Annotated in this window: 11 protein-coding genes and 1 pseudogene; 6 read left to right on the top strand and 6 right to left on the bottom strand. The window is 67.5% G+C overall.

Annotation, left to right across the window (positions count from 1 at the left end; all coding sequences use genetic code 11):
• The first annotated feature begins 1 nt into the window (after nucleotide 1).
• The 3 genes from gmhB to HWX36_RS27130 are packed head-to-tail and all read left to right on the top strand — an operon-like array spanning nucleotide 2 to nucleotide 2,307.
• Nucleotides 2-565: a D-glycero-beta-D-manno-heptose 1,7-bisphosphate 7-phosphatase gene (gene gmhB, locus HWX36_RS27140; RefSeq protein WP_175956355.1), complete on the top strand. Its 564-nt coding sequence runs from the start codon at nucleotides 2-4 to the stop codon at nucleotides 563-565.
• Nucleotides 566-608: 43 nt separating this feature from the next.
• Nucleotides 609-1,373 (top strand): lysophospholipid acyltransferase family protein, encoded by a 765-nt coding sequence (locus HWX36_RS27135; protein ID WP_175956354.1) that lies wholly within the window; start codon nucleotides 609-611, stop codon nucleotides 1,371-1,373.
• A gap of 46 nt (nucleotides 1,374-1,419) precedes the next feature.
• Entirely contained in the window at nucleotides 1,420-2,307 is an 888-nt protein-coding gene (locus tag HWX36_RS27130; protein ID WP_175956352.1) for a SprT family zinc-dependent metalloprotease, read from the top strand.
• Between the two features lie 107 nt (nucleotides 2,308-2,414).
• Here HWX36_RS27130 and gloA read toward each other — a convergent pair whose 3' ends face one another.
• Entirely contained in the window at nucleotides 2,415-2,804 is a 390-nt protein-coding gene (gene gloA, locus HWX36_RS27125; protein ID WP_175956350.1) for a lactoylglutathione lyase, read from the bottom strand.
• A gap of 383 nt (nucleotides 2,805-3,187) precedes the next feature.
• Here gloA and HWX36_RS27120 point away from each other — a divergent pair.
• Nucleotides 3,188-3,504 (top strand): annotated as a pseudogene (locus tag HWX36_RS27120) (EamA/RhaT family transporter); the annotation flags it as partial.
• Between the two features lie 97 nt (nucleotides 3,505-3,601).
• Here HWX36_RS27120 and rsmA read toward each other — a convergent pair.
• Genes rsmA through HWX36_RS27100 form a run of 4 tightly spaced genes read right to left on the bottom strand, consistent with a single transcriptional unit; the run spans nucleotide 3,602 to nucleotide 9,250 of the window.
• Entirely contained in the window at nucleotides 3,602-4,429 is an 828-nt protein-coding gene (gene rsmA / locus HWX36_RS27115) for a 16S rRNA (adenine(1518)-N(6)/adenine(1519)-N(6))-dimethyltransferase RsmA (protein ID WP_047852199.1), read from the bottom strand.
• Between the two features lie 49 nt (nucleotides 4,430-4,478).
• Nucleotides 4,479-5,468 (bottom strand): 4-hydroxythreonine-4-phosphate dehydrogenase PdxA, encoded by a 990-nt coding sequence (gene pdxA, locus HWX36_RS27110; RefSeq protein ID WP_175956348.1) that lies wholly within the window; start codon nucleotides 5,466-5,468, stop codon nucleotides 4,479-4,481.
• Nucleotides 5,469-5,479: 11 nt separating this feature from the next.
• Nucleotides 5,480-6,838: a peptidylprolyl isomerase gene (locus tag HWX36_RS27105; protein WP_175956346.1), complete on the bottom strand. Its 1,359-nt coding sequence runs from the start codon at nucleotides 6,836-6,838 to the stop codon at nucleotides 5,480-5,482.
• A 51-nt stretch (nucleotides 6,839-6,889) separates the two neighbouring features.
• Complete coding sequence (locus HWX36_RS27100; RefSeq protein WP_175956344.1) at nucleotides 6,890-9,250, bottom strand: LPS-assembly protein LptD; 2,361 nt, start codon at nucleotides 9,248-9,250, stop codon at nucleotides 6,890-6,892.
• 223 nt (nucleotides 9,251-9,473) lie between these two features.
• On the opposite strand from HWX36_RS27100, the gene HWX36_RS27095 reads away from it, so the two are divergent.
• Nucleotides 9,474-10,523 carry a phosphotransferase gene (locus HWX36_RS27095; RefSeq protein ID WP_175956342.1) on the top strand — a complete coding sequence of 350 codons (1,050 nt, stop codon included), beginning with the start codon at nucleotides 9,474-9,476 and terminating at the stop codon, nucleotides 10,521-10,523.
• A gap of 31 nt (nucleotides 10,524-10,554) precedes the next feature.
• On the top strand, nucleotides 10,555-11,274 hold the full coding sequence (gene murU / locus HWX36_RS27090; protein WP_175956340.1) for an N-acetylmuramate alpha-1-phosphate uridylyltransferase MurU: 720 nt from the start codon (nucleotides 10,555-10,557) through the stop codon (nucleotides 11,272-11,274).
• Between the two features lie 180 nt (nucleotides 11,275-11,454).
• On the opposite strand, the gene HWX36_RS27085 is transcribed toward murU, so the two are convergent.
• The gene (locus HWX36_RS27085) at nucleotides 11,455-13,326 is read right to left on the bottom strand and encodes an ABC transporter ATP-binding protein/permease (RefSeq protein WP_175956332.1); all 1,872 of its coding nucleotides are present in this window, start codon (nucleotides 13,324-13,326) and stop codon (nucleotides 11,455-11,457) included.
• Between the last annotated feature and the right edge of the window lie 139 nt (nucleotides 13,327-13,465).

The following is a 13,465-nucleotide window of genomic DNA, read 5'->3' as shown; positions in this document are numbered from 1 at the left end:
GATGCCGACCAGCCCCAACCGAAAGCTCGTCGTCCTCGACCGGGACGGCGTGATCAACGTCGATTCGGATGCGTTCATCAAGACGCCCGACGAATGGATCGCGCTGCCCGGCGCCCTCGAGGCGATCGCCCGGCTCAACCACGCGGGTTATCGCGTGGTCGTCGCGACCAACCAGTCCGGCATCGGTCGCGGGCTGTTCGACATGGCCGCGCTCAACGAGATGCATCTGAAGATGCATCGCGCGGCGGCCTCGGTCGGCGCACGTATCGACGCGGTGTTCTTCTGCCCGCACACGGCCGAGGATCACTGCGACTGCCGCAAGCCGAAACCCGGCATGATGCAGATGATCGCCGAGCGCTTCGAGATCGACCCCGGTCACACGCCGGCCGTCGGCGATTCGTTGCGCGACCTGCAGGCCGGCGTCGCGGTCGGCTTCCAGCCGCACCTCGTGCTCACCGGCAAGGGCAAGAAGACGCTCGCCGCCGGCAACCTGCCGCCCGGCACGAAGGTTCACGACGACCTGCGCGCGTTCGCGCTCGATTTCCTTTCACACGAACACGAGTGATGCGGCCGCCGCGCGCATCCTCCCTAACGCCAGACTCACGCCGATGCGCTTCGTCCGCTCCCTGCTGCTGCTGATCTACTTCATCCTGTACACGGTGCCGTACGCCACCGCGTGCTTCATCGCCTTTCCGTTCATGCGTCCCGACGCGCGCTACTGGATGGCGGCCGGCTGGTGCAAGTCGACGCTGTGGGTCGTGCGCTGGCTGAACGGCATCCGCTACCGGATCGAAGGGTTCGAGAACCTGCCCGACGGCCCGGCCGTGCTGCTGTCGAAGCACCAGTCCGCATGGGAAACGCTCGCGTTTCCGGCGCTGATGCCGAAGCCGCTCTGCTACGTGTTCAAGCGCGAGCTGCTGTACGTGCCGTTCTTCGGCTGGGCGCTCGGGCTGCTGCACATGGTCAACATCAACCGCAAGGAAGGCAAGAACGCGTTCGCTTCGGTGATCCGCCAGGGCAAGAAGCGCCTGTCGGAAGGCGCATGGATGATCATGTTCCCGGAAGGCACGCGCACGCCGGTCGGCAAGCAGGGCAAGTACAAGACGGGCGGCGCGCGCTTCGCGATCGAAACCGGCGCACCCGTCGTGCCGATCGCGCACAATGCAGGCCGGGTGTGGCCGCGCAACTCGTTCACGAAATTCCCGGGCGTCGTCACCGTGTCGATCGGCAAGCCGATCCCCAGCGAGGGGCTGACGCCCGATGCATTGAACTCGCAGGTCGAAGCATGGATCGAAGCGGAAATGCGCCGGATCGATCCGGATTCGTATCGCCAGGCGGGCAATGCCGGCACGCGCGATGCCGCGCGCGTCTGACGCCTCCAGGTTGCAGCCGTTGCGTACGACAAAAAGAAGCGAACTGATGAAACAGCGTCCGCGGCCACGGCCTGCCGTCGTGGCCCTCGATCATCGCCAGATGGACCTGCCGCTCTTCGACGGGCCGGCCGCCGCACCGTCGGCGCCTGCTACGCCGCCGGCGCCGCCCGAAGCGGCACCCGCCGCGCCCCTCGATCCGGGTCCGGCACCCGACCGCTCGCGCGTGCGCACGTTCGCACTCGACAGCCGCGTGCTCGAATACCGCCTGAAGCGCTCCGCGCGCCGCACGATCGGCTTCACGATCGACGGCAGCGGGCTGTCGATCACCGCGCCGCGCTGGGTCACGCTCGCCGACATCGAAGCCGCGATTTCCGAGAAACAGCGCTGGATCTTCGCGAAGCTCGCGGAGTGGAAGACGCGCACCGAGCAGCGCGCGCTGCCGCAGATCGACTGGCGCGACGGCGCGCAGCTTCCGTATCTCGGCAAGACGGTGACGATCGCGCTCGGCGCGGGCGCCGTCTCGTTCGATGCCGATGCGCTGCGGCTCTCGTTGCCGCTGTCCGTGCAGGCCGACATGCAGCAGATCAAGGATCGCGTGCAGGGCTGGCTGCAGGGCGAAGCCAAGCGGATCTTCGGTGAACGCCTCGCGGTCTACGCGGAGAAACTCGGCGTCACGTATTCGGTGTACGCGCTGTCGTCGGCCGCGACGCGCTGGGGCAGCTGCTCGAGCGACGGCAAGATCCGCCTGAACTGGCGGCTGATCCATTTCCCGATGTCGATCATCGACTACGTCGTCGCGCACGAGCTGTCGCACCTGCGCGAGATGAACCACAGCCCGGCCTTCTGGCAGACCGTCGAATCGATCTTCCCCGAGTTCCGCGAGGCGCGGCACACGCTCAAGCATCATCCTCCCGAGTTGCTGCCGTCGCTTTGACGCGCGCGGCTTCGCCGCCAACGAAAAAGGGCGACGCGGGTCACCCCGCATCGCCCTTTTTGCTGCTGCGGCGCACGTCGCGCGCCGCCGCCCGGTTCATCCGGCGCTCAGTGCGCCTTCTTCTGAATGAACTCGATCTTGTAGCCGTCCGGATCCTCGACGAACGCGATCACGGTCGTGCCGTGCTTCATCGGGCCCGCTTCACGCGTGACCTTGCCGCCTTGCGCCTTGATCTTGTCGCAGGCCGCGTACGCGTCGTCGACTTCCAGTGCGAGGTGACCGAAACCCGTGCCGAGGTCGTAGGACGGCGTATCCCAGTTGTGGGTCAGTTCGATCACCGTGTTATCGCTTTCATCGCCGTAGCCGACGAATGCGAGCGTGAACCTGCCTTCCGGATAGTCGTCGCGGCGCAGCACCTTCATGCCGAGCAATTCGGTGTAGAACTTGATCGAGCGGTCGAGATCGCCGACTCGCAGCATCGTATGCAGCAATCGCATGTGTTGTACTCCTGTGGGGACTTTCCAGAACCGGGAACTCTACCAGAGTCGGGTGAACTTCGCCGGGGGCGCCCAGCCGGGGGCGCCTAGCCTGGAACGGCCAACCGGGGCGCTTGCCCGGAGCGCGGCCGGTACGGCCCGTCGGCGCCGGGCGGCGCAAGTACGACGGCGGAAACCGGCACCATCCGGCTCACCCGGCTACCGTACCGATCGGGGAACATCCTTCCGCCTCGCACCCAAAACGGGCATGCGACCCGCCGCCCGAACGCGGCCGCCACTCTCCCCTGCGGCCACACTGCCGTGCGAAACCGCCGATTCGAGCGCGCCGGATGCGCCGCCCTCCCGATCTTGCAGCCGCCATACCGGACCGGCGAGGTTCGCCGGTGACCACGCTCGCCGCCCCCGTGCGCCGCGCGCTCGACACGCGCGCCGTCGGCCTGATGCTGCTGCGCGCAATCCGGGGCCTCCAGCAGGTCGCGATCAAGCGCACGAACGCCGCGATCGCGCCGACGTTCCAGGCGGGCTGCGCCCGGTGATCGCGGCAGTGCTGCTGTGGGGGCTGGGCCCGTTCGCGCGGTACGCCGCTGTTCCGGGCCGACGGCACGTTCGATGCGGGTCTTGCGGCCGGCGTGCTGTTCGCCGGCGAATTCATCGGTGCGTTGTGTTCTTCGGGCTGACGCTGACGAGTGCGTCGTACATGACGACCGTGCGCAACACGCGCGCGTCCACGCAAATAAAAAGGCTGCCCGCAGGGCAGCCTCTTCGGCACACATCCGATCCAGCTCGCGCGACCGGCCTCAACCGGCCTTGCGCACCGCCGCGAGCGCCTGCGCGACGCCGACGTATTCGGCCACGCTCACGTCCTCCGCGCGGCGCGCGAGATCGAAACCGAGCGCGTCGAAGTCGATCGTCTCGCGATAGTCGCCAAGCGTATTGCGCAGCATCTTGCGGCGCTGCGAGAACGCGGCGGTGACGATTTCGCCGAGCAGCACCGGATCGACGTCCGGCAGTTCGTGCGGCTCGTACGGAATCATCCGGACGATCGCCGAATCGACCTTCGGCGGCGGCTGGAACGATTCCGGCGGCACGTCGAGCATCTTCTCCATCACGTAGCGGTACTGCAGCATCACCGACAGACGCGAAAACGCCTTCGTGCCCGGCTCCGCGACCATCCGCTCGACGACTTCGTTCTGCAGCATGAAATGCTGGTCGATGACCGCATCGGCGAACGTCATCAGGTGAAACAGCAGCGGGCTGGAAATGTTATACGGCAGGTTGCCGACGATCCGCAGCGACGGCTTGTCGCCGGGCGCCGCGAGAGAACGGAAATCGAACGCGAGCGCGTCGCCCGCGTGCAGTTCGAGCAGCGCGCCGAAGCGTTGCTGCAGGCGCCCGATCAGGTCGCGGTCGAGCTCGACCGCATGCAGCGGCGACTCCGGCGTCGCGAGCCGCTCGATCAGCGGCTCGGTCAGCGCGCCGAGCCCGGGGCCGATCTCGACCATGCGCTGGCCGCGCGCGGGGCCGATCGTCGAGACGATCGAGTCGATCACGCCGTGATCGACGAGGAAGTTCTGCCCGAAGCGCTTGCGCGCGAAATGGCCTTGGTGCTGTCTGCTGTTCGACATCGACTGAGTAAAACGAAAAATACGACGAAAGAGGGGAAGCCGGGCCGCGTCAGGCCGTGCGGCGATGGCGCGCCATCGTGACGGCCGTGTCGAGCGCGGCGATCATGCTGCCCGGATCCGCGCGGCCCGTGCCGGCCAGATCGAGTGCCGTGCCGTGATCGACCGACGTCCGGATGATCGGCAGCCCGAGCGTCACGTTGATGCCCTCGCCGAACGTCGCATACTTCAGCACGGGCAGGCCCTGGTCATGGAACATCGCGAGCACGCAATCGGCGTCGGCAAGATGGCGCGGCTGGAACAGCGTATCGGCCGGGTACGGGCCGCGCGCGTCGATGCCCTGCGCGTTCGCGCGGGCCAGCGCCGGCGAGATCACGTCGATCTCCTCGCGGCCGAGATAACCGTTCTCGCCCGCGTGCGGGTTCAGGCCCGTCACGAGGATGCGCGGCGCGGCCAGGCCGAAGTCGCGCCGCAGGTCGCGGTCGATGATCGCAAGCGTCTCGACGAGCCCGTCGATCGTGAGTGCGGCCGACACGTCCTTCAGCGGCAGGTGCGTGGTCGCGAGCGCGACGCGCAGCGGCTTGTGGCCGGTACCGGCCAGCATCATCACGACACGCGGCGTATGCGTGCGCTCCGCCAGGTATTCGGTATGGCCGGTGAACGGCACGCCTGCATCGTTGATCGTGCTCTTCTGCAGCGGCGCGGTGACGATCGCGTCGTACCGGCCTGCCAGCGCGCCGTCGATCGCCGCGTCGAGCAGCCCGAGCACGTACGGGCCGTTCGCCGCGTCCAGCTTGCCCGCCTGCACGGGCACGGCGAGCGCGTGATGTGCGACCGACACCGGCCCGCCGCCGGCCAGCGTGGCCAGCTCGGCGCCGACGGCCGCCGCGCGCGCGTCGAGCAGCGCCGCATCGCCGAGCACGGTGAAATGCGCGTCGGGCCAGCGCTGCGCAGCATCACGCAGCGCCTGCACGGTCAGCTCCGGGCCGACCCCCGCGGGTTCGCCAGTCGTGATCGCGATCTGCAGCGCGGGCGTGGTCATCTGAAGCGCGCTCAGTTCGCCGGGCCGACGCCGCCGATCTTGTACTGCACGTACGACGAATCGCGCAGTTCGCGCAGCCAGTCGGCATACGCCTGCTCGGCCTTGCGCTGGCCGATCGCCTGGCGCGCGATATCCATCTGCTGCTGCACCGAACCTTCCGCTTCGCGCCGGCTCAGCACCTGGATCAGGTGATAGCCGTACTCGGTACGGATCGGCTGGCTGATCTGGCCGTCCTGCAGGTTGTTCATCGCGCGCTCGAACTCCGGCACGGTCTCGCCCGGGCTGATCCAGCCGAGATCGCCGCCTTGCGACGCCGAACCGTCCTGCGAGTAGGTGCGCGCGAACTTCGCGAAATCGCCGCCGGCCTCGACCTGGTTGCGGATGTCGATCAGTTGCTGGCGCGCCTGGCCTTCCGACTTGCCTTCGCCCACGCGCAACAGGATATGGCGCACGTGTGTCTGGACGATCTTCGGTGCGGCGGCCGTCGCGCCCTGGCTCTGGCGGCGATCGACGAGACGCACGATCTCGAAGCCGTCCGGCACGCGGATCAGCGTCGGGTTGACCTCGCCCGGGCGCAGCTTCGATGCGGCGTCGACGACGTCGGCCGGCAGTGCGCTCGGCGCCTTGAAGCCGAGGTCACCGCCGTTCTTCGCGTCGTTCGCTTCCGAATTGTTCTTCGCGAGCTTCTCGAAATCGGCGCCCGCCTTCGCCTGCTGCAGCAACGCGTCAGCCTTCTTCTGCGCGGCTTCGATGTCGGCCTGCGGCGCGTTGGTCGGCGCCTTGATGAAGATGTGCTGGAAGCGCAGGTCCTGCTGCTGCGACGCGTTCGGCCCGCGCTGGCTCGCGATGTAGTTCGCGACCTCGGCGTCCGACACGGTGATCTTGCCGTCGACCTCGCGCTCGCGCAGCTTCGACAGCATCAGTTCGGTGCGCGCGTCGCTCGTGAAGATGCTCCAGGGCACGCCTTGCGCCTCGAGACGCGCGCGGTACTGCTCGAGCGTCATGCCGTTCGCCTGCGCGAGACGCTGCAGCGTGGACTGCACGGTCGCGTCGTCGATGCGGATCCCGTCGTCCTTGGCCTTCTGCACCTGGATACGCTCGAGCACCATCTGGTTCAGCACCTGCGCGCGCAACTGGTCGGTCGGCGGCACGGGTGCGTTCTGCTGCTGCAGCCGGCGCGCGATCAGGCCGGCACGCTGGTCGAGTTCGCGGCCCGTGATCACGTCGTTGTTGACGACCGCGACGACTTCGTCGGCGAGCTGCGCACCTTGCGAACCGAGCGCCTGTGCCGCGGCCGGCGCGGCGGCGAGCAGCGCGGAGGCCGCAGCGAGGCTGGACACGACTGCCGCGAAACGAAGGGTTTTCTTCATTGCCACTGGAACTCCATTGAAATCGTGCTGACCGGTGCAGACAAGCCGGCGTTACTCGTAGTTGCTGAAGCGGGACATCGGCGGCGGCGGCGGCGGCAGCGGCGTGTAGCCCGGCACCCCGGCGCGGAATGCGGACACGAGGCCGTTGTCGACGGTCGACAGGCCCTTGAGCGTCAGCTGCATCATGACTCGCGTCGACGAGTTCTGCTGTCCCGACGAATTGATGCCGTTCGCGGCCCGTTGCACCCCGACTCCGAGCGCCCAGCAGTCCGCGTCGTATTGTAAGCCGACCAGACCGTCGACCACGCGATCGCCGGCGAGGTCGTAGTTGAAGCGGCCGATCGCATACAGGCGGCGCGTGAGCGGCCATTGCGCGGATACCAGGAACTGGTTGATCGGCTGGTTGTCGAGCGTGGTGTTCGAGCGCGTATAGCGGTAGCCGACGTTGATCACGCGGCGCTCGCCCGGGCTGTAGCCGAAACCGACGCTCGACTTCACGAGCTGGTTGTTGTTCTGGTTGTACTGGAACGCCGTCTCCGACATGAAGCCCGAGCCGAGCTTCAGCGCGGCGCCGACGATCAGGTCCGAGTGGCGCGCCAGTACGGCACTCTGCCCGGAATTCAGCGTGACACGCTGATCGGCGAAGTAATACTGCTGCGCGATCACGAAGCGCGCACGCTCGTCGCCGGTGCGCGGATCGATGAAGCGCGACGTGAGGCCGGCCGTGATCCGGTTCGCATCGGCGATCCGGTCGTTGCCGACGAACGTGTTCGGCTGGTAGATCTCCGCGAGGCCGAAGTCCGATTCCGCGGTATCGAACAGCGGTGCGTTCGACTGGTTGCGATACGGCGTGTACACGTAGTACAGGCGCGGCTCGAGGGTCTGGATGAAGTCCTGGCCGAACAGGCGCACCGAGCGGTCGAAGATCAGGCCCGAGTCGAAGGTCACGGTCGGGATCGACTCGGTGAAGCGCTTCGGGTTGTTCGGCGTGGTCGACGACAGGTAGTTCAGGTCGTACGACGCGAAGTGGTACTGGACCTTCGGCACGACGAAGTAGCCGGGGCCGTACACGCCGTACGCGATGTACGGATTGAACGCGATCCGGTCACCCTGGGTCGCATCGGCGGTCGTGATGCGGAACCGTGAATAGTCGGCTTCCGCGCCGAAGTCGAAGCCGCCGACGTTGTACTTCGTGTACTTCACGTTCAACTGCGGCTCGCGGCTATACGGCGCGATCGACGGCGGCAGCGTCTGCCAGTGCTGGTAGCGCGCGAGCACCGACCACGGGCCGTTGTTGTACGTGAGGCCGGCTTCCTGCTGGTACAGCGTCTGCGTCCCGTTGATGAACTGGTTCGCCGAACCGAGATCTTCGGGATAGGTGTTGTCCGAAACCTTGTTGTAGTAGACGTAGCCGCCGAAGCCGCCGCCGAAGTTCTGCTGGTGCTGCCAGTAGATCGCGTAGCGGTTGCGGTGCGCGAGCCGGTCATCCGGCAGGTAATTGGCCGTAAACGTGCCCGAATACGACGGCGACAGGTAGCGGAACGTCGCCTCGGCCATCACGCCGCGCCGCGAGATGATGCGCGGCGTGAGCGTCAGGTCGCGGTTCGGCGCGATGTTGAAGTAGTACGGCAGCGTCAGCTCGAAACCGTTGCTCGAGTTCATCGAGAACGTCGGCGGCAGGAAGCCGCTGCGCCGCTCGCCCGACAGCGGGAACGTCATCCACGGGCTCGCGAAGATCGGCACGCCCTGGAAGAACAGCACGCCGTTGCGCGCGGTGCCTTCGTCGGCGCCCGTATCGAAGTCGAAGCGGCTGCCCTTGATGTACCACGCGGGGTTCGTCGAGCACTGGCACGCGGTGTACGTGCCGTTGACGAACACCGAGCGCTCGTCGTCGACCATGTCGACGCGCTCCGCGCTGCCCGACCCGCCCGTCATGTTGAAGTGATACTTCGGCGCCGTCATGAAGCCCTGGCTCGCCTCGATCTTCAGGTGCGCCTCGGGGCCCGCGAACGACATGCCGCCATTGATCACCCTGACCTGGCCGTACGCATCGGCCATGTCGGTATCCTGATCGTAGTGGATCGCGTCGGCCTTCACGATGGCGTCACCGCGCCTCAGCTCGGCCGAACCCTTCGCGGCGAGATCCTGCTCGGCCGTGCCGCTCGTGTGGTCGGCGATCACGAAGGCGGCCGGCTTCGAGCCGTCCTTCAGCGGATGATCCTCGAGCTGGGGCGCGAGACGCAGATCCCACGGCGAGTCGAGCGGCTGCGGCTGCGCGGCCGCGCCCGACAGCTGCGCGTACGACACGGCCGGCACGAGCCCGGGCACGGCCAGGAGCGCGAGCGCGAGCCGCCGTTTGCGCGGCGCCCCGTCACCGGGGAAAACATTCGGGAATAGCGGTTTGGGCGGCATCTATCGTTTGGCGAATCGCCCCTTGTCAACCGCGCCGTCACGGCACATTCGCGCGCGGCGGCCCGCACCGTCGCACCGCGACTGCGGCTGAGCGCAAACCGGGGAGGCGATCGGGCGGACGGCGCGGCAGGCAGCGGGCCTGCACGGCGGAAGCTGACGCGGGGCGCGTCAAAAAAGTCGTGGGGTATTATATGGCAAGACGTTCCCCCCTCCTCCGAGTTTCATGACGCCCCCATCCGCCGCATCCCAGCCCGACGCCCGCCTCGAAGCGCTCACCGCGTGGCTGCACCCGCTCGCCGAACGCCATGCGCTCGACCTGTCGACCCTCTCGCCCGCATCGTCGGACGCCAGTTTCCGCCGCTATTTCCGTGTCGCATCGGCCACGAGCGCCGGCGGCACGCTGATCGCCGTCGACGCGCCGCCGCCCGAGAAATGCCGCGAGTTCGTCCAGGTCGCGCAACTGCTCGTCGCGGCCGGCAACCATGTGCCCGACGTGCTGGCCCACGATTTCGACGCGGGCTTCATGCTCGTGACCGATCTCGGCCGCACGTCGTACATCTCGGTGCTCGATCCGGCCGACCCGGCCGCCGCAAAACCGCTGATGCGTGCGGCGCTCGACGCGCTGATCCGCTTCCAGCTCACGTCGAAGCCCGACGTGCTGCCGCCGTTCGACGAGGCATTCCTGCGCCGCGAGATGGAGCTGATGCCCGAATGGTTCGTCGGCCGCCACCTCGGCAAGCCCGTCACCGACGCGATGCGCGGCACGCTCGACCGCACCTTCGCGCTGCTGGTCGCCAGCGCGCACGCGCAGCCGCAGGGTTTCATGCTGCGCGATTTCATGCCGCGCAACCTGATGGTGTGCGAGCCGAACCCGGGCATCCTCGATTTCCAGGACGCCGTCTACGGGCCGCTGACGTACGATGTCGTGTCGCTGCTGCGCGACGCCTTCATCAGCTGGGACGAGGCGTTCGAGCTCGACTGCTTCGCGTACTACTGGGAAAAGGCGAAAAAGGCCGGCCTGCCGGTCGACCCCGATTTCGGCGAGTTCTACCGCCAGCTCGAATGGATGGGGCTGCAGCGCCACATCAAGGTGCTCGGCCTGTTCGCGCGTATCAATTACCGTGACGGCAAGCCGCACTACCTGAACGACCTGCCGCGCTTCATCGCGTATGCGCGCAAGGTCGCGCTGCGCTACCGCCCGCTCGTGCCGTTCGCGAAGCTGCTCGACGAGTTCGAGGGCAACGCACCGGCCGACGTGGGCTATACGTTCTGATCGCTCCGACTCTCCTGAAACCCGGCCGAACATGAGCAACACCCTGACCACGGCGATGATCTTCGCCGCCGGGCGCGGCGAACGGATGCGCCCGCTCACCGACACTCGCCCGAAGCCGCTGCTCGAAGCGGGCGGCAAGCCGCTGATCGTGTGGCAGATCGAAGCGCTCGCCCGCGCGGGCATCGAGACGATCGTGATCAACCACGCGTGGCTAGGCGAACTGATCGAGGCTGCGCTCGGCGACGGTTCGCGCTGGGGCGTGCGGCTCGCGTATTCGGCCGAGGGCGAGGCACTGGAAACGGCCGGCGGCATCGCGAAGGCGCTGCCGCTGCTCGAGCGCGACGGGCGGTCGACGGTGTTCGTCGCGGTGGCCGGCGACGTGTTCGCCGAGTTCGATTACGGGACGCTCGCCGCCCCTGCAGCGCGCATGTCGGCGCTCGACGCGCCCGCGATGCATCTCGTGATGGTGCCGAATCCGCCATTCCATCCGTCCGGCGATTTCGTGCTCGATGGCGACGGGCGCCTGTCGCTCGACGGTGGCGAGCGCGTCACGTTCGGCAGCATCGGCCTGTACGACACGCGAATGTTCCGCGGTCTCGCGCCCGGCACGCGACGCGCACTGACGCCGTACTTCCGCGCGACGATCGAAGCCGGCCGCGCAAGCGGCGAACTGTACGAAGGCATCTGGGAGAACATCGGCACACCCGCGCAGCTCGGCGAGCTGGATGCGCGGCTGCGCGCCGCGGAGTGACCGGCTGACGGGTCGTCGGGACGATCGATCGGATGGCCGGTTGGTCCGCTGGTTGGCCGACCGGCAAACCGGCCGGGTTGGCCTGGCTGAACAACAGGACCAGCGCCTGCCGGCCCCTCATGCCGGCGCGACTCCCGCCCGCCAAGCCTACTGCCTTCCCGCTGCGCGCAGCACCGCCGCTCACGCGGCTTCCGCCTCTTCCCCGCCCGCCGCCGCGCGCTGCTGCTGCAGCGCCCACATCTGCGCATACAGCCCGTCGGCGCGCACGAGTTCGTCGTGCGTGCCGCGCTCGACGATCCGCCCGTGGTCCATCACGAGGATCTGCTGCGCGTGCACGACCGTCGACAGCCGGTGCGCGATCACGAGCGTCGTCCGATGCCGCGCGATCTGGTCGAGTTCGTGCTGGATCGCGCGCTCCGAGCGCGAATCGAGCGCCGACGTCGCTTCGTCGAACAGCAGCACCGGCGGATCCTTCAACAACGTGCGCGCGATCGCGACGCGCTGCTTCTCGCCGCCCGACAGCTTCAGCCCGCGCTCGCCGACCGGCGTGTCATAACCCTTCGGCAAGCTTTCGATGAAATCGTGGATGTGCGCGGCACGCGCGGCCGCGATCACCTCGTCGCGGGTCGCGGTCGGCCGGCCGTATGCGATGTTGTAGTAGATCGAGTCGTTGAACAGCACGGTATCCTGCGGCACGATCCCGATCGATGCGCGCAGCGAGTCCTGCGTGACGTCGCGGATGTCCTGCCCGTCGATCCGGATCGCACCGCCCGCCTGCCGGTCGAGATCGTAGAAGCGGAACAGCAGCCGCGACAGCGTCGACTTCCCGGAGCCGCTGTGGCCGACCACCGCGGTCGTCGTGCCCGCGTCGATCGTAAACGACACGTCGTACAGGATCTGCCGCGCCGGCTCGTACGCGAAATTCACGTGCTCGAAGCGCACCTGCGCGCCGGCGACCGCAAGCGGCCGCGCATCGGGCAGGTCGGCGACTTCCTTCGCGGCCGACAGCAGCCCGAACATCCGGTCCATGTCGGTGAGGCTCTGCTTCAGCTCGCGGTAGACGACGCCGAGAAAGTTCAGCGGAATGTACAGCTGCAGCATGAACGTGTTGATCAGCACCAGATCGCCGAGCGTCAGCTTGCCCGCGAGCACGCCCTGCGTCGCGCGCCACAGGATGAACACGAGCCCCGTGCCGATGATCGCCTGCTGGCCGAAGTTCAGCACCGACAGCGAGTTCTGCGAGCGGATCGCGGCCTTGCGGTAGCGCTTCAGGTTCTCGTCATAGCGCTGCGCTTCCCACTCCTCGTTGCCGAAGTACTTCACCGTCTCGTAGTTGATCAGCGAATCGATTGCCCGCGAATTCGCGCGCGAATCGAGTTCGTTCATCGTGCGGCGGAAATGCGTGCGCCAGTTGGTGACCTTCACCGTGAACACGATGTACGTGACCAGCGCCGCGAACGTCACGTACGCGTAATACGCCTCGTACTTGACCACGAAGAAGCCGAGCACGAGCCCGACCTCGACGAGCGTCGGCAGGATGCTGTACAGCGAATACGAAATCAGTTGCTGGATGCCGCGCGTGCCGCGCTCGATGTCGCGCGACATGCCGCCCGTCTGGCGCTCCAGGTGAAACCGCAGCGACAGTCCGTGCAGGTGCCGGAACACCTGCAGTGCGAGCTGGCGCACCGCGCTCTCGGTGACCTTCGAGAACAGGATCTCGCGCAGCTCGGTAAACAGCGAAGTGGACAACCGCACCAGCGCATACGCGACGACCAGCAGCCCCACGCCGCCCGCGAGCACGATGCCGGCCGACTGTTCGGCGCGGCCGATCGCGGTGATCTGCTGTACGTAGGACAGGTGGTCGACGATGCGCTTCATCACGACCGGCACGCCGAGGTTCGCGACCTTCGCGCCGATCAGGCAGCCGAGCGCGAGCGCGACGCGCCATTTGTAGGTGGCCAGGTACGGCAGCAGCGACCGGATGGTCTGCCAGTCGTTGCGGGGCCCGGTTGAAGCCGGCGCGGGCTCACCGGAAGCAGGAAATCGGCGCATGGGGGGAAGGATCGGCGGCGGTGCCGGACGCGTGCAACGGCGGCCGGCTCGCTCACTTTCTCGTACAATTTGCGAACGTTGTATTGTCGCAGAAGCCGCTTCGCGCCGCTGCCGGCGCCCTCGCCGGCCGGGCTGCGCG

It is taken from the genome of Burkholderia sp. BCC0405, assembly GCF_902833075.1.
Lineage (GTDB): Bacteria > Pseudomonadota > Gammaproteobacteria > Burkholderiales > Burkholderiaceae > Burkholderia.
The sequence above is the reverse complement of the archived record's forward strand: the minus strand, read 5'-3'. Positions and strand labels throughout refer to the sequence as shown.